Genomic DNA, 19,380 nt, shown 5'->3' with positions numbered 1-19,380 from the left:
CAAAAACGAGGTGGACCTGAAGGCGATCCCCCTTGAAACTGAGGTTTGGTGACGTCCCTGTTCGATATTCTCCATGAAGACGACGGCTTGCTGGTGATCGATAAACCGGCGGATCTTGTCTGCCATCCCACGAAAGGGGACGTTTATTCCAGTTTGGTCAGCCGGGTTCGCTTGTATCTGGGGGAGTCTGCGGAGCAACACCTGATCAACCGGCTAGATCGGGAAACCAGCGGTGTGGTCTTGGTGGGCAAGCAGTTAGAAGTAGCGCGGGCCTGGCGGCAGGCGTGGGAAACGGGCGCGGTTCAGAAGATCTACTCCGCGTTGGTCCATGGACATCCGTTAACGAATGAAGGCGTGATCGACGCGCCCCTTGGTAAGGATCTCGCTAGTGCGGTCGCCATCAAGGATTGTGTGCGACCCGACGGGGCGCTCTCCACGACCGAGTATCGGGTTGAGGAGCGTTTTGAGCGGGAGGGACGGCCCTTTGCGCGTCTCACCGTGCAACCCAGGTCGGGTCGTAAGCATCAGATCCGCATTCATCTGGCGCACCTGGGATTTCCTATCGTGGGGGACAAGATCTATGGTCCGGATGAGCAGCTCTATCTGGCGTTCGTGGAGGGTCGGTTGACCGAAGATCAGCGACGCCAGCTGATTCTGCCCAACCACGCTCTGCACGCCCGTGAATTGCGCGCTTTCTGTCTGGGACGCGAATGGGCATTTACCGCCCCGGAACCGGAGATGTTCCGACGGTTTTGTGAAAGCTGACCCCTTTCTGGGGTTAGTTTCTGCTCGCCAGCCTGGGCCTTAGCGAGTTCAATGATGCTCAGAGAAACAGCCAACCATGCCTGACACAAGCGACCAATCACCTGGGTTCGACCGAGATCGCTGGGCTCAATTCAGCGCCACCTCCTGGACGAATCTGCAGATGGCCCGCCAGGGGAATCCTGCCCAAGCGGAAGCAGCGCTCGAGAAGCTCTGTCGCAGCTACTGGTATCCGTTGTACGCGCATGTGCGTCGGCGGGGTTTTGATGCGGACCAAGCCCAGGACCTGACCCAAGATTTTTTTCAGCGCATTCTGCGCGAGAACTACCTCGGCTCGGCGGATCGCACCAAAGGAAAGTTTCGGTCATTCCTCCTCGCGGCTCTGGATCACTTCCTGCTCGATCAGCGCAAGCGGGCGAACGCTCAAAAGCGTGGGGGAGGCCAGGTGATCATCTCCTTGGACGACGAGGATGCGGAAACACGATTCCAGAATGAACCGGCGATCGAGATGTCGCCCGAGAAACTGTTCACTCGGCAGTGGTTTTTGACGCTCTATGACCAGGTTCTCAAGGAGCTGCGTGAAGAGTTCGTCCGCTCCAAGAAGGTCGAGCAGTTTGACGTGCTCAAGGCGTTCCTCACCGATGATACGGGGTTCCGTGACTATGCTGAACCGGCTGCCAAGCTGGGGATGTCCACGAATGCGGTGGCGGTGGCAGTGCATCGCATGCGGGAAAAATGTCGCGAGCTGATGTATGTGGAGATCGCTAAAACCGTCGCCAGCCCGGACGAAATGGAGAGCGAGGTTCGACATCTGCTCACCACGCTTGAGCGATAGTGCCCCGCGGTGCCAGGTTCCTCCGCGTTCACCTCGATTGAGTTGCTGGTGGTGGCAGCAGTCGCCTGAGCTAGCGGTTGGCAAAGGACGGCCTACAAACAGAGATGAATCTCAAAACGGCAGTTGTGACCACGGATTTCTCGGATCCCACGGATGGAGCCAGATTGAGGAGCCGCACTGCGGGAACATTCGTCCCAAAAATCATCATTGACCACCGGCTCGGGGATCTAGTTCGCTATCCGTGTCATCCGAGAAATCCGTGGTTCATCAACTTGCTGATGACACGGTCCCTAGAGCCACATCTCGTCTGATTACCAATTATGAACTGTCAGGGCTGGACGCAGAAGGACGTTTACGTGGACTGCCCCTTGGATGTAGACCAGAAGCGCTAGAGAGCCTCGGACTCTACGTGGTTCCAGAGCCTAACATTGCAGTGTTCCTGGGGTTCGCCTTGGCAGCCACGCTCGCCGTTCGCTCTCCAAAGAGCAGATCTCTTAGTTCTGACAATGGACGTGAGAACAATCATCGAACCCCTCGGTTTGAATTTGGGCCGAGCTGAAGATTTCAAGATCCGAGTTGTTGCCCACGGAGCACACAGATCACACGGAGAACACCCCAAGGGGACGGGATGCATTTGTGTTTTCGGTTTGGCTTTTTATCCCAGAAACCGGAATGGTTCACGGGCCATTTATCCTCCTAAACCCTGGGCATTCATGGGCTCGAGCAGAGTCCCTCCCTACCTTGGTGACGTTGCCCTTTCAAGCCTCTCCCGGAATCAATCGCTCCCGCTTCCGCATCCACGCAGAAACCATTAGACCGAATATCTAGCAGCCTTTCGCGACGATTCCTAAGGGATAGCTCAGCACAGAAGGACTCCACAGCCGGACTCACGTGGGGTGGGGACAGGTCCGGCAGGCTGCTAGGCGACTTGAAGGGCGGACTCGAAGACGAACAGGTTCTTATCTTTGAACGCCGATGGAGTGTCGCGTAGGAGCCGCATTCGGACCGCGGGATAGGTTTCCGAAAACCATGGCTGGTCTAGCACCAAGTTCTCGCAAAGGGCCCAGGCAGGCGGAGGGAACCCGTTCTTCCTCGACAGGTAATCCGCCGTCGCCGCTAGGAACGCGTCACAAATATCTCCACCGGTGAATTCTGCCGCCAGATTTCTGGGCGGTGCAACGAGCAGGTCTCGAAGTGGACGCCCTTCGCGGCGAGCCTTCTCGAACACATGGAGGAAATCCTTGAGATGAAGACCGAACGCATCCCAACGGGCGGTCCACTCGGCCACCTCCTGCAGCGATGAGGGTCGATGGCCGGTTTCGCCACTCATTCCGGTAAACCCTCCTCCAAAATCCCACGAATGAACTCCTGAACCTTTGGCGAGCGCGCCTCTTGAGGATAGAATCGCTGCAGGTGCTCCTCGACCTGGTCCAGCGACCGAATGCCCATCTTGCGGATGAGAAACCGGATATCTCCCACGTCTCCCGCGTAACCGGGCAGGGCAGATCTAGCGGCCAGGCACTTCATGGCTAGCAGGTAGCTGGCGGAGGGGCGGGTGATTTTCAGTCGCTTTCGGGCGGCAGCCTCCAAGCCCTCAATTTCCAAGGGCGCATAGGTTCCATCGATGGAAACGAACTGGCTCACATCGCTGTTGAGCCACCCTTCATCCAAACCCAGCCGCTGAGCGACGATGCCCGACAAACGGAGGGCCGTGGTGCTCGGTTTCGCGAGAACATCCAAGTCCTTGGTGGCTTCCCGAGCGCTGTAGGCGAGCATCATGGCACCACCGCCATCAATGCACAGTTCCAGTGTTACGTCTTCCTGCTCTGCGAGTGTCCCCAGCAGATTCAGGGCTTCGATCAACCGATCCCGCGTTAGCCTTTCCAATGGCATGCCACGGCCACCATCGCGTTCGGCTCACGCCGCGTCAAACCTGGATGCCTGCTTTCCCTAGGCCGCCGCACATCGGCGGAGGGTGAAGAAGAACGTGGTGCCTTCGCCGGGAGTTGATTCGATCCAGATTTTTCCGCCGTGACGCTCCACCACGCGTTTGCAGATGGCGAGGCCGATGCCGGTGCCGGGATACTCCTCGCGGGTGTGCAGGCGCTGGAAGAGTTGGAAGAGGCGATCGAAGTATTTGGGTTCGATGCCAATGCCATGATCTTTGACAATGACCATCCAGAACTGGTCGGGATGCTCGAGGGCGGGAACGCAGTTGATCTCGATCTGGGGCGCGCGATTCCCGTGAAACTTGATGCCGTTGCTGAGTAGGTTTTGGAAGACGAGCGTGAGCTGCAACGGGTCGCCGAGAACACGGGGGAGCCGCTCGGTTTGGATGGAGGCCTTGTTTTCCTCGATGCGCAGGGCGAGGTTCTCGCGGGCGCGGGCCACCACCGTGTTGAGGTCGACCGCCACCAGCGCCTGGCCGTGGGTTCCTACGCGGCTGTAGGTGAGCAGATCGACGATGAGCTGATCCATCCGCTTGGCTCCATCGACGGCGAAGTGGATGAAGTCATCGGCGTTCTGATCCAGTTTTCCTTTGTAGCGCCGCTCGAGCAACTGGAGGTGGCCGGTGATCATTCGGAGCGGCTCCTGCAAATCATGAGACGCCGCATACGCGAACTCTTCGAGTTCCTTGTTGGAGCGTTGCAGCTCGTGAGTTCGCTCGCTGACCTTGCGTTCCAAGTCTTCGTTGAGCGATTTTAGCCGTGCTTCGGCGCGCTGACGTTCGGCCACGCGTTGCTCGAGGCTGACCGCCATCTCATCGAAGGCAGCGGCCAGTTGGTTGAGTTCCCCTCCGGAGTGAGGCATGCCGCTGCGGGCCGACAGATTTCCCCGGTGGAGTTCACGCGCCACCTTGAGCAGCGGATGGATGCCGCGCAGGATGAAGCCCTCGGCCCCGAACCAGGCCAAGAGTCCGGTCAGCAGAGTCACTCCGCCGAGCACACCCAGATTCATCGCCAGCGCTCGGCGAGTGCCCTCGAACGCTGCTTTTGAAGGAATTCCTACGGCCACCCGCAGCTCGGGATCCGCCTCATCGCCGATCAGCGCGTTGATGCAGTACAGCCTCGGCACTCCGTCCGAGTCCTTCTGTTCAAACGTGGTTTCCCCGGCGCGGAACCGCCAATCCATGCTGCTTAACGGGAGTCCTTGCCCTTGGGAACCGCTTCCACGGTCCGATGAGGAAAACTGACCAACCACTCGCCAGGTGTTGTCGAGCACGGCGATGGTTGAGTTTTCTGGCAGTTTGGATTCCAGGGCCAAGGTGCCAATCCAGGAGAAGTCGAGTGCCGCGTAAACCGCCCCGAGGAACATCTGGTTGGTCCTTTCCAGGATGGGGTAGGCCAGATTGACGGTGAGTTTTCGGTGGGGATTCGCGACGCTGTAGTCGCCGACTGCGAACGTCCGCAACTGGCGGACACGCTGGAACCAGAGTTTGCTGGTCACCTTGGCCTCACCTTCGGCAAGGGCGGAACCGCTGGCAATCACATTCCCCTCCGCATCGACGGCCCCGATGGTGGTGTAGACCGGGTGCAACTGCATGAGCTGTCCAAAGAGCAATGAGGTGGCGGCCGGGTTGGTGGCTGATCTCCAGCGGCCCATTTGAGCCAGGGTGGAAAGGAGTTGGCGGGCGGCCTCCAGATGCTGTTCTTGGAGTTTGATCGCAATGCGCGTGAGTCGGAGGGCCTCGCTTCGCACCTCCTCGTGGGCCTGGTTTCGTTGATCCCAGGCTGTGAATAGCACCAGGCCCAACATGGGCGCTACGGCCAGGGCGACGAGCAGGAGCAACCGAGTTCGCAGGCGTTGGAGGAGAGGAGGACGGTTCTCGTCGGGAGCACCCGACGAGGAGGCGTTGGACGGAGAGCTGCGGGGAGTGCTTTCAGTCATTGCGCGAAGCAGTCGGTGCGAGTCCTCGCCAGACTTCCGAACCGGCCGTGACCGGCCCAGGTGCCAAGGTCTGCCAGCGGTCGCCGATGGATCGGGCCATGCGGATGTATCCGTCGATCCCCATGGGCTTGGTCAGGAACACCGTGGCTTGCTGGACAGCAACCTGATGCACGGGATCCTCAGCGAATGCGCTGGTCAGGATGAAGATGGGGAGATGATCAAATTCCTGGTTCTTACGCAGCTCGGCGAGCAGTTCTTGACCACCTTTGCGCGGAAGCTTCAGATCCAGTAGAACAAGGTCGGGGATGGGTGCTTGCTCGTGCCGACCTTCTCGCCGGAGGAATGCAAGGGCTTCGACGCCGTCCTGCACCCAATGAAACCGATGGGGGACAGCTGCATCGTAGAAAGCCTCCCGGGCGAGACGCACATCCCCCGGGTTATCTTCCACGAGAAGAATCTCGATGGCTCTTCGCGCGCTCATGCTACCAGTCTGGAGGCGAGTCTTTGGATTGCCTGACTCCTAAACTGACTGGTAAGCAGGGAATTATCAATACCGAACTGGTCTCAGAGGAACAAAGTTTGATCGCGCGCCGGCCCTACCGAGACAATCGCCAATCGGGCTTCGGTCAACTGGGCGATGGCGTCCAGGTAAGCGCGGGCTTTTCCGGGCAGATCCTTCCAGCGGCGGGCCTTGCTCGTGTCAGTCTTCCATCCGGGAAATTCGACGTAGTCGGGCTGGCACTGACCCAGGACCTCGGCATCGGCCGGAACGTAGTCATAGCGCTTCCCTGCGTGGCGATATCCGACGCACACACGAACTACATCGAGAGTGTCGAGGCCATCGACATTGGTCACGGCCAGGTCGTCGATGCCATTGACCATGGCGGCATGGCGGGTCGCCACCGCATCGAACCATCCGCACCGGCGAGCCCGGCCCGTGGTGGCACCGAACTCGCGTCCCAACCCATGCAAGAAATCAGAGAGTTCGGCGTTCTCGGTCGGAAAAGGTCCCTCGCCGACACGCGTCGTGTAGGCCTTCATCACGCCGATGACACTGTCCATTCGATGCGGGGGCACCCCTGACCCGGTGCACGCTCCGCCCGCCGTCGTGTTGGAGGAGGTGACGTAGGGGTAGGTCCCGTGATCGATATCCAGGAACGTGCCTTGGGCGCCTTCGAAGAGGATGTTCTTGTTGGCGCGGCAGGCCTCGTGGAGATAAACCACGGTATTGGCCACGAAAGGCGTCAGGCGTTTTCCCGCCGCGAGATAGTCCTTTAAAATCTGTTTGTACTGCAGCGGTTTGGCTCCAAACGCCTTCAAAATCTCGTTGTTTTCTTTGATCTTCAGCTTGAGCTTCTCGGCAAACTGCTCCGGTTTGGTAAGGTCGATCATTCGCAGGCCGGTGCGGGCTGCCTTATCCCCGTAGGCCGGACCGATGCCCCGTTTGGTGGTGCCGATCTTGTTCTTTCCTTTGGTCACCTCGCGCTGGGCATCCAGCTCACGGTGGTAGGGAAAGACCAGATGGGCGGTCTCGCTGATCAGCAGGTTGCGTCCCATCTTGATCCCGAGTTTCTCGAGTCCGTCGAGCTCCTGAACCAGGTTGATGGGATCGATCACGACGCCATTGCCGATGACGCACACCTTGCGCTTGCGCAGGATTCCCGAGGGAACCAGGTGCAGCACATATTTTTTTGGCCCCAGGTAGACCGTATGCCCCGCATTATTACCGCCCTGGGAACGGACCACGATGTCCGCCTGTTCGGTGAGGACGTCAATGATCTTGCCTTTGCCTTCATCGCCCCATTGGGCGCCTACCAAAATCGTGTTAGCCATAATGATCTCGAACTGGGAAAACAAAAAATCCCCGAAGTGTAAATTCGGGGCGTCCGCTCGGTATTTACGGTCGGACGCTAAGTATCTCCCGGCTGGGTGTCAATCGCGGAACGATTCTTGTCTTCCCAAGTGCCTCCGGGGCAGGTAAGAGTTTTCCGTGCCAGCGTCGCGGAAGAAGGCGGAACGGATCTTCCGGGGGATCCCGGTTTCAGCCGGGGTCTGCCGGGGGCGTACTCTCGTTTTGGTGAACCCCAAGGAGGATTCCATCACTCACTACACCATTCCTGACGAGGAATTGGACGCCGAGGTGAAGCGGTTGGAGCAGGGATTGGCCGATACTCGCAAGGAGATCTTGGAGGTTCAGCGTCAGGTGACCCAAACTCTTGGGGTTAAGGATGCGAGTATTTTTGATGCGCATCTTCTTGTTCTGGAAGATCCTACGTTGATTGAAGAAGTAACCCGCAGGATTCAGCAGCAAAAGATGAACGCGGAATTTGCGTTTCATCAGTTTGCGGAAAAGTATGCCACCACGCTGAGTGAGAGCGAGGATGAGTATCTGCGGGAGCGGGCGGCGGATATGCGAGATGTGTCCTCACGCATTCTGAACAATTTGTTGGGTCGGCGGCAGCCAGCGGTGCTCGAGAGTCTGACCGAGCCGTGCATCATCATCAGCCACGATCTCACCCCTTCCCAGACCGCCATGCTGGACAAGAAGAAGGTTCTGGGATTTGCGACCGATGCCGGCAGTCGGACCTCTCACACGGCCATCATGGCTCGGTCCCATCGAATTCCGGCGGTGGTTGGGCTGCAGACCATCAGCCAAGACCTACGGAATGGGCAGGAGATCCTGCTCGATGGTTACAACGGGTTAGTGATTTTGAATCCGACGGACCAGACTCTGTTCGAGTATGGTCAGATCGTCAAACGGCAGGTGAGTTTAGAGGACAGGCTCCGTGAGGTTCGCGATCAGCCGGCGGTGACCCGGGACGGGGTTCGCGTGGTGTTGTCGGCGAACATCGAGCGCGCGGAGGACATCGAGGCGGTAAAAGCCAATGGGGCGGAGGGGGTTGGGTTGTTTCGAACGGAGTATTTGTTTATCAACCAAGAGACCCCTCCCACCGAGGAGCAGCAGTTTGCCTCGTATGACGAGGTGGCCCGATCGCTGAATCCGTGCCCGGTCATTATCCGCACCTTGGATTTAGGCGGCGACAAAATCCTCTCCCATTTGGCGGTGCCGCAGGAGATGAACCCGTTCCTGGGCTGGCGAGCCATCCGGTTTTGTTTGCAGGAGAGGGAGATCTTTCGAGCCCAGCTGCGGGCCATTATCCGTTCCTCGGTGCATGGAAACGTCAAGATGATGTATCCCATGATTTCCGGTTTGGACGAACTCAACCAGGCCAATGCGTTGGTGGAGGAGGTCAAGCAGGAGCTGCGCTCTGAGGGCGTTGCCTTCAATGAGGACATGGAGATTGGCGCCATGATCGAGATTCCTTCTGCGGCGCTGGCAGCTGAGTCCTTGGCCAAGCGGGCGAAGTTCTTCAGTTTGGGCACGAACGACCTGATCCAATATTCCTTGGCGGTGGACCGGCTGAACGAGAAGATTGCTCATCTCTACGAGCCGACCCATCCTGCCATCGTGCGCCTCATCAAGACGACGGTGGACGCGGGCAAGAAGCACGGAATCTGGACAGGCATCTGCGGGGAGATGGCCAGTGATCCCCAGCTGACCCCTCTGATTCTAGGTTTGGGTGTCGCTGAGTTCAGCGTCGCGCCCCCTCTGGTTCCGGCGATTAAGTTTCTGATTCGCCAGATTAAGATGAGCGAGGCCATTGCGCTCGCGGAGAGCGCTTTGGCGAGCGAGTCAGGCGCCGAGATCCTGGAGCGGTCCCGCAGCTACGCTCGCAAGGTCGCGCCCACATTGTTCCAAAACGACAAAAACTAGCCTCTAGTCCACTTGAAAATCATCGTCCTTGCCGCCGGCTATGCCACTCGGCTCTATCCGCTGACACTCAACCAGCCCAAGCCGCTTCTCCCGGTGGCTGGTAAGCCCATGATCGACCATGTGCTGGATCGTCTGTGTCCGGCGGGAAAGATTGACCACATCTACGTGGTGACCAACGCCAAGTTCACCCCGCACTTCGAGGCCTGGGCGGCTCAGAACCAGGGAACCCGGGGTAGTGCCGTCATCAAGGTGGTCAACGATGGCTCGACCTCCGAGGACAACCGGCTGGGGGCGATTGGAGATCTGCATTATGTTCTGACGCAGGAGAAGGTGGACGACGACATCATGGTGATCGCGGGCGACAATTTATTCTCCCAAGATCTCACCGATTTCGGTCGTGTTTGCCGCGAGCGAAACGCCCCCATCCTGGGCATTTTTGATGTGCAGAGCCTGGAGGCGGCCAAGAAATATGGGGTGGTCGACTTGGATGCCAACGGGGTGCTGAAGAGCTTTGTGGAAAAGCCCACCGATCCCGCGACGAGTTTGATTGGCATCGCTCTTTATTATTATCCCAAGGCGACACTTCCGCAGATCCGGCAGTACATCCAGGAAGGGAACAACCCGGATCAGCCCGGGCGTTTGATCCAGTGGCTATGCCCCCGGACTCCGGTCTTTACCTGGAAGGTTCCGGGCCTGTGGTTTGATATTGGCTCCAAGGAAACCCTGGAGGAGGCCAATCAGATCTTTGCCAAGATGGGTAAACCCTAGATCGGACTGTCTGGTCCGGCAGGCTCTTGGTCCCATCTTCCGATCAACAAAAACGCCTCAGGACATCGCGTCCTGAGGCGTTTTGAATTTCAAGTGCCGTTGTTTTAGGCGGCTTGGCTTAGCTTTCCACGACTCGCATCACTCGGCTCTGACCGGCGCGCTTCCGCAGATTCTCATCGAGAAGCTTCTTGCGTAGGCGAAGGCTCTCGGGCGTGGCTTCCACGTATTCGTCCGATCCAATGTATTCCAACGCTCTTTCCAAGCTGAGCTTCAGCGGAGCGTTCAATTGAATGCCCTTGCCATCGCCCTGGGATCGCATATTGGTCAGCGCTTTGGCTTTGCAGGGGTTTACCGGGATGTCGTTTTCCCGGGCATTCTCGCCGACGATCTGTCCGACATAGATCTTGTCGCCGGGCTCGATCATGAGCCGGCCGCGCTCCTGGACCATGTTCAGAGCGTAGGCGGTCGCCTCGCCCGATTCCATGGAGACGAGGGACCCATTCTTGCGCGCTGCGATCTCGCCTCGATCCGGTCCATACTCATGGAACAGATGGCTCATCACCCCCATACCGCGAGTCAGGTTGACGAGGTCGGTCTCAAAGCCGATCAGCCCGCGAGTGGGGATGAAGGCCTCGATGCTGACGTCCTCGCCGTGATGGCTCATGTTGGTGATCTCCGCTTTGCGGGAGGCCAGGTTCTCCATGACACCGCCCATGGCGGTTTGAGGAATTTCGAGGAACAGGCGCTCGATCGGCTCCAGGAACGAGCCGTCGGCAGCTTTTCGGTAAAGCACCTCGGGACGGCTGACCAGGACTTCATAACCTTCGCGTCGCATCTGCTCGACCAGGATCGCGATCTGCATTTCACCGCGGCCGGCGACATCAAATACCTTCGGGTCGCTCGTCTGCTTGATGCGGAGGGCCACGTTCGTCCGGGTCTCCTTCACGAGCCGTTCCCAGATATGGCGGGCGGTGACGAGCTTGCCTTCAGTGCCGGCCAACGGACCGTCATTCACGGCGAACTCCATCTGGATCGTAGGCGGATCTACGGGCTTGTAACCCAGGGGTTGGCGCAGGTCGGAGTCGCACAACGTCTCGCCAATGAACACGTCTTCGAATCCAGTCAATCCCACGATATCTCCGGCATGGGCTTCCTTGATCTCGATCCGCTTCATTCCTTCGAAATGGTAGATCGCGGTGATCTTCCCCTTGGTCTTGTTGCCATTTCCATGGATGCAGATGGCGGGGTCGCCCAACGCGACTTTGCCGGTATGGATCTTGCCGAAAGCGATCCGGCCCAGGTAGTCGCTGTAGTCGAGGTTAGCCACGAGAAGTTGGAAACCTTCTCCGGCAAACGCTCGGGGCGGGGGGATGTGTTTGACGATGGCGTCAAAGAGTGGCTCCATCGTGCCGGTCACATGGTCCAGTTCCACCTTCGCGAAACCTTGCTTGGCGCTGGCGTAGATATAAGGAAAGTCCAACTGCTCATCCGTCGCGTTCAAACTCATGAACAGTTCGAACACCAAATCCAGCACCTTCTTGGGATTGGAATTCTCCCGGTCGATCTTGTTGATGACCACGATCGGCTTCGCACCGGCTTCCAGAGCTTTGCGCAGCACAAATCGAGTCTGGGCTTGAGGGCCGTCCGTGGCGTCCACCACCAGCAACACCCCGTCGATCATGTTCATGATCCGCTCCACCTCGCCGCCGAAGTCGGCGTGTCCCGGAGTGTCGACGATGTTGATGTGATAATTCTTGTACTTGAAGGCCGCGTTCTTGGCTCGGATCGTGATGCCCTTCTCGCGCTCGAGATCCATCGAGTCCATCAGGCGTTCCACATGCGTTTCTGCCTGGTTGGCCCGGTAGGTGCCGGATTGCTTAAGAAGGCAGTCAACCAGTGTGGTTTTACCGTGGTCGACGTGTGCGATAATGGCGATGTTGCGGATGTGCTGCATAAAAAACCGACGTTCGAATTAGTCCTGTCCTCACGACAGGAGCCGCGCAGCATGCCAGCTCGGGAAAAAAGTTCAATCCATAAACGATGGCAGTTTGTTGCCACACATTTCGGACAGCCCCGAGTCCGGAGGGTATCAGTATCCGGACTGGCGGGAACCCGAATTTAGTGCCGGGCGGGTGGTGTCCGGCGGGAAAGCCAGGGAAGGATCCGGTCGGCGCATTACATTCCAGACCCGGCGGGTCATTTCCTCCGTCATGGCATTGAGGCTTTCGTAGCGTTTGTAGCCTTGAGGTGATGCGAACAGACTGTCTTGCGGGCGTTCGAACCTAATGTCGGAGAAGGAGATGGAAAAATTGGCTCCGCCTTTGAGACGCTCGATCTTGACCGGAAAGTTCCGCAGTTTGGGTGCAGTCCACACCAGGAAGACTTGTCCTTCACCGACTTCGGGCACGATGGCGACCATGCTCTTCACACAGTCATATCCTTGGACTCGTTCACGTCCTAGTTCCTTGGAATCCAGCGCGCATCGGCCGGTGGCCTCGCGGGACATAGGAATCTCCGTGTATCCGGAGACACCTTCACTCACGACATAGGTCAGGCCCCGGTCAGCCAGGGTCACCACCAGCAGGCCGAAGTCGCCTTCCTGATCCTTTTTACTACCGCGAGCCGCCTTGATGGGAGCGGCATCCGGCTCGAAGATGGTGTTTCCGTCGCGGCAGAGCAGCACACCGCCGGAAGGCTTAGTTCCTTTGGCCGCCTTCGATTCGATGATCGAAACCTTGGCTCCGAACGACAAGTTGGTGCCAAACAGTTTGATCACGGGTCCGGTAAACTCCAGGATGTGCGGGGGTATCAGCCAAGGTTTTGCGGCAGCGTCACGAGTCGCCGCGGTCGCCATAAACCCAAGTCCGGTCATCAGCCCAAGACACACAAAAAATACCGTTCGCATGGGATGCATCATACTCGTTTCTTTTCCTTAGTCAGCAAGGTTGTGCAGTGTCAAATACAGATCTCGGCTGATGGCATTGCCATCGATGTCCGCCAGTTTGAATCGCACGCGCATCTGCATGGCCGGTTTCATTCCGGGGATCTTCAGAAAAACCTTTTTTCCATCGCCTGTGAGGCTGATTTCCGCCACGTCCACCTTGTCATGTCCCTTCTGCCGGGATTCCGCGGTGGTGACTTCGGGTGACCCATAATCGGGAGACCACACATAGTTCCAACGCTCCAACGCCCAGTTGGCCGGGTCTTTGGCGCTTTCTGGGGTCACCGGCAGACTGAATTCCAATTCCAGTCCGTTCTTCTTAGCGTGGAACTGAAGCGGCCAATGCAGAGGCTCGCCGGTGTAGCGCATGCGAAAGAAGCCGCCATCGCGAGCCCCGCTGGTCTGCCAACCTCGCAGGCCTACGAGATACAGTTGGCCATCGACTGGATTGAAGCGTGCGCGCATCACACCGGCTGGAAAGCGAAACGGAAACGGCGCCACGCCGGCCTGGACTCGCCCGTTCACGGTTTCCTGCATCACGGAAAAGAGCGACGCCCGTCCATAGGACAGGAAGAGCATGCTTCCCTCCAACGGACCCCACTTGCCCCCGGTCACCCACACCATGCCGCCGCTAGAATTGTCGATGGTTTTTGGCAGCCAGCAGATCGGAGGCTCGAATTCGGAAGGGGGCGGGCGGTGGGCGGTGGGGAGCATCCCATAAAACAGATTCCCGGGTCGGATCAGGCTGATCTTGCTGGTGGGGATGTAATTTCCCTCGTTGTCGCTAAAGAAAATCTCGTCCTTGGGACTCACACTGACGCCGTTCGGAGCGCGGAGCCCGGTGCCGATGACCTCCAAGCGGTTCCCGTCCTTGCTGACCTTCATCATGGTTCCCTGATGCGGTGATTTGACATCGGGCGGCCAGGGGGCGCCTTTGGCGAAATAAAAATTGCCGGCGGAATCCGTATCCAGGTCGAGAGCGAACTCGTGGTAGTTGGGAGTGACCACGGTATCATTGTTAAAGTTCTCGTAGAAGTCCGCTTCTCCATCCTGGTTGAGATCTTGCAGTCGGACCAGGGCGTCACGACAGGTCACGTACACCGTCTCGTCCACTATCTTCAGTCCGAGCGGTTGGAAGAGTCCGGTCGCGAAGCGTTTCCATTGAATCTTCTGGAGGGTGCGATCGAGTCCTCTCACCAGCCAGACATCGCCATGGAACGACGAGACCGCTGCACTGCCATCCTTAAAGAAGTCCACCGCGCTGAAAAAATACTTGAGGTTCCAAGGGTTCTCTCTGGGTTCGGTGATAAGGTCGATTTGGAAGGGGCCTCGGTTAGTCCCCGCGTAGCCCGTCTGCTGGAGGGTTCGGTTCCAGCGGGCCGGGCCGGGGCGGGTGAGCGGCTTAACTTCGATAGGCGCCGGTGATTTGGCAACCAGGTCGGCAAAGTTTTTCCAGCTGGCGCGCGATCCCGTCCACTGAAGCACTTTGACCAGCGTGGGGGTGGTCGAGGGAGGAAGAACCAAAACAATTCGATTGCCGGGATCGATCCTCAACGTGGCACCTGCGGGACCGGCCACCATTTTGAAGGCGCTGAGTTCCTCGCCGGAGGCATACAGGATGGCCGCCAGATCGCCGGACGCTGCGGCGGGCGGGGCGTTGGAGCGGAGAGCTTCGGGGCTAGCCGCACGAATCGAGCTGATCCCCGCCTTGAGAGGGCTTGCCGACTCCGAGGTGGCGAGCAGGATTGCCAGCGCCTCTTTCGTGGGCCCCAGTTCCAGGGTGCGGGTGAATCCCGAGGCCTCTGCGGTGGATTCTAAGCCGGGGAGTTCGAGCACCGCCGCGTCCCCGACTGAGTAGCGCAGCACGACCTGATTGCCGTGCAGGGAAACCCCTTGGTACTTGGCCCAATCGCGGGGCAGGGGACCGCGTCGTTCGGGACGAGGATCCTCGAAGCTTCCCCCTTTGGACCATCCGGGGATCGGGCGTGAGCCGAAGCGGACCACACCAGCGACCTCGGCTGGCTGTGGATGCTGGATCTGCTCTCGTCCTCGGTTTGGGAAATTCAGGAAGGCACCCGTCCAGAGCAGGGACACCCGAAGGAGATCTTCGTCATAACAGACATAGTCGGTGTCGTTGGTTCCCAGCTTCACCACGATGCCTTTCATGGTGGTGTTTTCCTCCCAGAGCCGATTGCGAATCGTCCCGAAAAACACCGGCCCCTGATCCGCCAGTTCGGACCTTATTCCGGTCGAGGCGGGAACAGGTGGTGGCTGAACACGGTTGGGGGTGGGATCCGCCGCGGTGCTGGTCGATCCTCCCGCCGCCAGCAGGAGCGGGAGCAAGAGGGACTGCCAGACAGCTCGGGCCGAGCGTGCCCTGAACACTTCCGGATACAATCGATTTCGGTCAGGCGCAGAGGTATTCATGCAGGGCACGCAGATGGACGGTGATTTTGAGGGATCCTAGCCCTTCTTCAGCTCTTTTGCCCAGTTATCTTTCATGGGCACGGTTCGGTTGAACACGGGAGCCCCCGGTTGCGAATCTTTCACGTCGGCACAGAAGTATCCCAGCCGTTCAAACTGAATGGGGGTTCCCGGCTTGGCCTCCCGGAGCGAGGGTTCGAGCTGGCAGTCGGTCAATACTTCAAGGGACGCCGGATTCAGAAAACCTTTGAAGTCCTTGCCGTGCTGTCCGTCGGGTTGCTCCACGGAGAAGAGACGGTCGTAGAGCCGCACCTCGGCTCGGTAGGCATGGGCGGCGGAGGCCCAATGAATCGTCGCTTTGACCTTCCGGCCGGCGGTGACGTCGCCGGCCTTTGAGGTGGGATCGATGGTGCAGCGCAGTTCGACCACCTTCCCGGCGGCGTCCTTCACGACCCCCACGCACATCAGAATGTAAGCATAGCGCAGGCGGACTTCATTGCCCGGGTAGAGCCGGAAGAATTTCTTGGCGGGGTGCTCCATGAAATCCTCCTGCTCGATGTAGATGGTCTTGGAGAAGGGGATCTTGCGGGTTCCGGCCGAGGCATCCTCGGGGTTGTTCACCGCCTCCAACCACTCCACCTGACCTTCGGGATAGTTCTCGATGGTCACTTTCAGAGGCCGGAGCACAGCCATCGCCCGAATGGCTCGCTTGTTCAGGTCTTCGCGGATGGCGAACTCCAGGACGGAGGGGTCGGTGATGCCGTTGAACTTGGTGATCCCGATCATCTCGCAAAAGCGACGCAGGGACTCCGGTGTGTAGCCCCGGCGGCGCAGCCCGGAAATCGTCGGCATCCGAGGATCATCCCAACCCGTCACCACGCGATCCTGCACCAATTGCAGGAGCTTGCGCTTGCTCATGACGGTGTAGCCCAGGTTCAAACGGGCGAATTCGTACTGTTTAGGGAGCGTGCGTGGGAGTTGCAGCTGTTCGAGAATCCAATCGTAAAGGGGACGGTGGACTTCGAATTCCAGGGTGCAGATGGAGTGAGTGATGCCTTCGATGTAGTCGCTCAGGCAGTGGGCGAAGTCGTACATCGGGTAGATGCACCATTTCTTCCCGGTCTGATGGTGTTCCGCATGGCGGATACGGTAGAGCACGGGATCCCTCAGCCAGATGTTCGGCGAGGACATATCGATGATCGCGCGCAGAGTTCGGGTTCCGTCGGGGAACTCACCGGCGCGCATGCGCTCGAATAGATTGAGATTCTCCTCGATGGAGCGTTCGCGGAAGGGGCTGTTTTGGCCGGGGCGATCGGGGGAGCCGCGATATTTCTCGGTGTCCTCCGGGCTCAGGTCGCAAATGTAGGCTTTGCCCCGTTTGATCAACTCGACGGCGAACGCGTAGATCTGATCAAAGTAGTCGGAGGCGTAGAAAGGTTCCAGCTTGACTCCTGCCTGGTCCTTGGCCAGCACCCCGGTGCCGCTCTGGTCTCCGCTTTTCTTCAGAGCGAGGAACTGATCCGCCCAGCCTCCGATTAGCCAGGCCACATCCTGCTGGATCGACTCCACATACTCCACATCCTCGCGGGTGGGGTTAGTGTCGTCCATGCGGAGATTGCAGGTGCCTTTAAATTCTCGTGCCAGGCCGAAGTTGAGGCAGATCGACTTGGCATGGCCAATATGAAGATAACCATTCGGCTCGGGAGGAAAGCGGGTGCCGACCCGGCCGCCGTACTGTCCGGTCTGCTGGTGCTCAGCGATGATCTGATGGATAAAATGGTGATGCGCCGCGGGAGCGGATTCGGGGGACGGATGATTCGGTTCGTTCGACATAGCTTTGCTGTCGGGCAGCAATAAGGGGGAAGACTAAAGCACTTTTCGCCGGAGGGGTAGCAGAAAGCTTGGATCGCGAGCCGGAGGGGTCTATGGAGGGGGCCTCGCAATGTGGATTACCCACCAGCGTGCATTGCCGCGGCTCCTTCAACCCTTTCAAACCTTGGGCATTCACGGGCTCGACAGAGTCTCTCCCTACCGTCGTGACGATAGCGGGTAGGGCGAGAATTGACCGCGAAGCGGTCCGATGAGGTTTATAGTTCTGATTTCCACTCGAGCCCTGATAGGCCCTAGGTGGTCGAACGGGAAAGGGCTGTGTCGTGGAGAGCCCAGGGGTGACGAGCGCTTGGTGGCCCTCGTTTGCTGCTAGCGATCAACCTCCCCGAGGACGATGTCGATGCTGCCCAAGATCACGACGGCGTCGGCGATCTTTTGGCCGAGACACATGTCTTCGAGGGCGGTGAGGTTGATCAGACTGGGCGGGCGAACGCGATATCGATAGGGGTTCGGACTCCCGTCGCTGATCAGATAGAACCCGAGTTCGCCCTTGGGTGACTCGATGCGGCCATAAGCCTCACCGGGCTTGGGGCGGAACCCGCGCAGCTTGGCCTTGGGATCGATGATGGGGCCATCGGGAATCTCCTGGAGAGCTCGCTCCAAAATATTGATCGACTCCCGCATTTCCAGGGTGCGGATCATGTACCGGTCGTAAACATCGCCGTGATCGCCCAGGGGAATCTTGAAATCGAAGCGGCTGTAGATTCCATAGCGATCCACTTTGCGCAGATCATAGTTCACCCCGCTGGCGCGCAACACCGGGCCCGTGATGCTGGCATCCACGGCGAGTTCGGGCTTTAACACCCCTACGCCTTGAGTCCGGGCCATGAGGATCTCATTCGTGGTGAGCAGGTTTTCAAACTCGTCGAGAAAACGGGGGTATTCGTCGACGACCTTTTTCGCGGCCTCCAGCCAACCCACCGGCAGGTCCACCCGACACCCACCGAAGCGCATGTAGTTGCACATCATGCGGGCGCCGGTGAGAGCTTCGAACAGATCGAGAATCTTCTCCCGCTCCCGGAAGGCATACATCAGCGGGGTGCCCAACGCGCCCATATCCATGAGCAAGAACCCGGTGACACAGGTGTGATTGATGAGGCGAGTGAGTTCGGCGGTGATCACCCGGATGTATTCCGCCCGATCCGGGACCTGCAGTCCCGCCAATTTCTCGACCGCCAACGCGTAAGCCCAGTTGTTGGTGAGCGAGCAAAAATAGTCCAGCCGATCCGTGTAGGGCATCGAAGCCAAATACGTCGTGTTCTCCGCGATCTTCTCGTGATTCCGGTGCAGATACCCGAAAACGGGCTTCAGCTTGACGATGGTTTCACCATCGAGCACCACGTCCATGCGGAAGACGCCGTGGGTGGAAGGATGGTGGGGGCCCATCGAGACCTCGAGCAACTCGCCAAGGTCATCCCCCTCAGCGGACCGCTTCGGCACGACCGAGTAACCCGGGCTTATGGTCGATGGCGTGTCAGTGATCATGTGCGGCTGTAGATTTCCACCGAGGCATACTGCCAAAGCGATGATCAGCCAAGCACGAAGTGTGAGGCGGTGGAGTCAGGGGAGTGATTCCCTGCGGCTGAAGACCGCCGGCCCCCGCTTAGGAGGGCGGCGGGCGGTGGAGGGCTACCGGTGGTGCGCCCTAAGCCTGGCGGGTCGGGGGCGCATCGCTGACTTCATCACGCGCTGAGAGGAACCCGCCCACCAGGGGAAACTCCCGACGGCGCATCATTACCAACGCGGCGCTGCAGACAAACACCGTCAGGGCGAGTCCGAAGAGCAGCCCGCCGTCGTCCTTGACCACAATCCCGAGCTTGGTGAGATGGGAACCGATGGCTCCGGTCATCACGCCAAGCGCCAGAAGCGCACCGGTTGCGACGGTGCGTGGGATGAGCAGGAGGACGACGGCGAGAAGTTCGATCCAGGCGGAGGCGATTCGGCCCCACGGTTCGACGCCGAGCGTCGTGAAGATGAATTTTGATTCTTCAGCCCCGCTGAATTTGAAGAAGAGAGTCTGTGCCAGGATCACGGCGGCGATGAGCTGCAGAATCCAGCTCGCGATGGTTTGGGATGGACGGTTCTTCATAGGTAGGT

Annotated in this window: 15 protein-coding genes; 4 read left to right on the top strand and 11 right to left on the bottom strand. The window is 58.9% G+C overall.

The window, feature by feature from the left end:
- The first annotated feature begins 45 nt into the window (after positions 1 to 45).
- A complete protein-coding gene (locus JNN07_13240; protein MBL9168702.1) occupies positions 46 to 765 on the top strand; it encodes an RluA family pseudouridine synthase in 720 nt (239 codons plus the stop codon).
- Positions 766 to 841: 76 nt separating this feature from the next.
- Complete coding sequence (locus JNN07_13235) at positions 842 to 1,597, top strand: sigma-70 family RNA polymerase sigma factor (GenBank protein MBL9168701.1); 756 nt, start codon at positions 842 to 844, stop codon at positions 1,595 to 1,597.
- 919 nt (positions 1,598 to 2,516) lie between these two features.
- On the opposite strand, the gene JNN07_13230 is transcribed toward JNN07_13235, so the two are convergent.
- The 5 genes from JNN07_13230 to JNN07_13210 all read right to left on the bottom strand — a co-directional run bounded on the left by JNN07_13230 (position 2,517) and on the right by JNN07_13210 (position 7,321).
- The gene (locus tag JNN07_13230; GenBank protein MBL9168700.1) at positions 2,517 to 2,927 is read right to left on the bottom strand and encodes a hypothetical protein; all 411 of its coding nucleotides are present in this window, start codon (positions 2,925 to 2,927) and stop codon (positions 2,517 to 2,519) included.
- Positions 2,924 to 3,490, bottom strand: a complete 567-nt coding sequence (locus tag JNN07_13225) for a hypothetical protein (GenBank protein ID MBL9168699.1) — start codon at positions 3,488 to 3,490, stop codon at positions 2,924 to 2,926. Before JNN07_13225 ends, JNN07_13230 begins: the two co-directional genes overlap by 4 nt.
- Before the next feature lie 57 nt (positions 3,491 to 3,547).
- On the bottom strand, positions 3,548 to 5,485 hold the full coding sequence (locus tag JNN07_13220; GenBank protein ID MBL9168698.1) for a HAMP domain-containing protein: 1,938 nt from the start codon (positions 5,483 to 5,485) through the stop codon (positions 3,548 to 3,550).
- On the bottom strand, positions 5,478 to 5,966 hold the full coding sequence (locus JNN07_13215) for a response regulator (GenBank protein ID MBL9168697.1): 489 nt from the start codon (positions 5,964 to 5,966) through the stop codon (positions 5,478 to 5,480). The genes JNN07_13220 and JNN07_13215 overlap by 8 nt, the downstream gene beginning before the upstream one ends.
- Before the next feature lie 83 nt (positions 5,967 to 6,049).
- Positions 6,050 to 7,321, bottom strand: a complete 1,272-nt coding sequence (locus tag JNN07_13210) for an adenylosuccinate synthase (protein ID MBL9168696.1) — start codon at positions 7,319 to 7,321, stop codon at positions 6,050 to 6,052.
- Between the two features lie 154 nt (positions 7,322 to 7,475).
- Between JNN07_13210 and ptsP the strand changes: the two genes are divergently transcribed.
- Positions 7,476 to 9,260 (top strand): phosphoenolpyruvate--protein phosphotransferase, encoded by a 1,785-nt coding sequence (gene ptsP, locus JNN07_13205; protein ID MBL9168695.1) that lies wholly within the window; start codon positions 7,476 to 7,478, stop codon positions 9,258 to 9,260.
- A gap of 21 nt (positions 9,261 to 9,281) precedes the next feature.
- The gene (locus JNN07_13200; GenBank protein MBL9168694.1) at positions 9,282 to 10,028 is read left to right on the top strand and encodes a nucleotidyltransferase family protein; all 747 of its coding nucleotides are present in this window, start codon (positions 9,282 to 9,284) and stop codon (positions 10,026 to 10,028) included.
- Between the two features lie 118 nt (positions 10,029 to 10,146).
- Here JNN07_13200 and typA read toward each other — a convergent pair whose 3' ends face one another.
- The 6 genes from typA to JNN07_13170 all read right to left on the bottom strand — a co-directional run bounded on the left by typA (position 10,147) and on the right by JNN07_13170 (position 19,372).
- Positions 10,147 to 11,982: a translational GTPase TypA gene (gene typA / locus JNN07_13195; protein MBL9168693.1), complete on the bottom strand. Its 1,836-nt coding sequence runs from the start codon at positions 11,980 to 11,982 to the stop codon at positions 10,147 to 10,149.
- A gap of 135 nt (positions 11,983 to 12,117) precedes the next feature.
- Complete coding sequence (locus JNN07_13190) at positions 12,118 to 12,933, bottom strand: hypothetical protein (protein ID MBL9168692.1); 816 nt, start codon at positions 12,931 to 12,933, stop codon at positions 12,118 to 12,120.
- A gap of 27 nt (positions 12,934 to 12,960) precedes the next feature.
- Positions 12,961 to 15,396, bottom strand: a complete 2,436-nt coding sequence (locus tag JNN07_13185) for a hypothetical protein (GenBank protein MBL9168691.1) — start codon at positions 15,394 to 15,396, stop codon at positions 12,961 to 12,963.
- A 36-nt stretch (positions 15,397 to 15,432) separates the two neighbouring features.
- Positions 15,433 to 17,226, bottom strand: a complete 1,794-nt coding sequence (locus JNN07_13180; GenBank protein MBL9168690.1) for a glutamine--tRNA ligase/YqeY domain fusion protein — start codon at positions 17,224 to 17,226, stop codon at positions 15,433 to 15,435.
- 366 nt (positions 17,227 to 17,592) lie between these two features.
- The gene (locus tag JNN07_13175; GenBank protein ID MBL9168689.1) at positions 17,593 to 18,768 is read right to left on the bottom strand and encodes an NADH-quinone oxidoreductase subunit D; all 1,176 of its coding nucleotides are present in this window, start codon (positions 18,766 to 18,768) and stop codon (positions 17,593 to 17,595) included.
- 160 nt (positions 18,769 to 18,928) lie between these two features.
- Positions 18,929 to 19,372, bottom strand: coding sequence for a DoxX family protein (locus JNN07_13170; protein ID MBL9168688.1), 444 nt, complete (start codon positions 19,370 to 19,372; stop codon positions 18,929 to 18,931).
- Between the last annotated feature and the right edge of the window lie 8 nt (positions 19,373 to 19,380).

It is taken from the genome of Verrucomicrobiales bacterium (genome assembly GCA_016793885.1).
Classification (GTDB): Bacteria; Verrucomicrobiota; Verrucomicrobiia; order Limisphaerales; family UBA11320; genus UBA11320.
The sequence above is the reverse complement of the archived record's forward strand: the minus strand, read 5'-3'. Positions and strand labels throughout refer to the sequence as shown.